Below are 451 nucleotides of genomic sequence, written 5' to 3' on the forward strand. Positions count from 1 at the left end.
GGCCTATGAGGTCGCGGATGCCATCGCGCGCGGCGACCTCGACGATCTGCGCGACGAACTCGGCGATCTACTGCTGCAGGTCGTCTACCACGCGCAAATGGCCGAGGAGGCCGGCGAGTTTGCCTTCCCCGATGTGGTGCAAGCCATCACGACGAAAATGATCCGACGCCATCCGCATGTCTTCGGCGACGAAAAGGCCCGCAGCGCCGGCATGGCCAAGGGCATGTGGGAAAAGATCAAGGCAGAAGAGAAGGCAGAGAAACGAAGCGCCCGCCTCGCGCGCGGTCTCGATCCCGAAGACAATGGCAAGGGGTTTCTGGACAGCGTGCCGGTCGCCCTGCCCGCGCTGACCCGGGCGCTGAAACTTCAGGAGAAGGCCGCCCGCGTCGGCTTCGACTGGAGCGAGGCAGCGCCCATCCTCGACAAGATCGAGGAAGAGATCGGCGAATTG

1 protein-coding gene is annotated in these 451 nt (G+C 64.1%); it reads left to right on the top strand.

Annotated elements, in window-relative coordinates; genetic code table 11:
- A partial coding sequence (locus EN914_RS38040) for a MazG family protein (RefSeq protein ID WP_127389806.1) occupies positions 1–451 on the top strand: 451 nt, incomplete at both ends.

The sequence above is a fragment of the Mesorhizobium sp. M7A.F.Ca.CA.001.08.2.1 genome (assembly GCF_003998455.1).
GTDB lineage: Bacteria > Pseudomonadota > Alphaproteobacteria > Rhizobiales > Rhizobiaceae > Mesorhizobium > Mesorhizobium ciceri.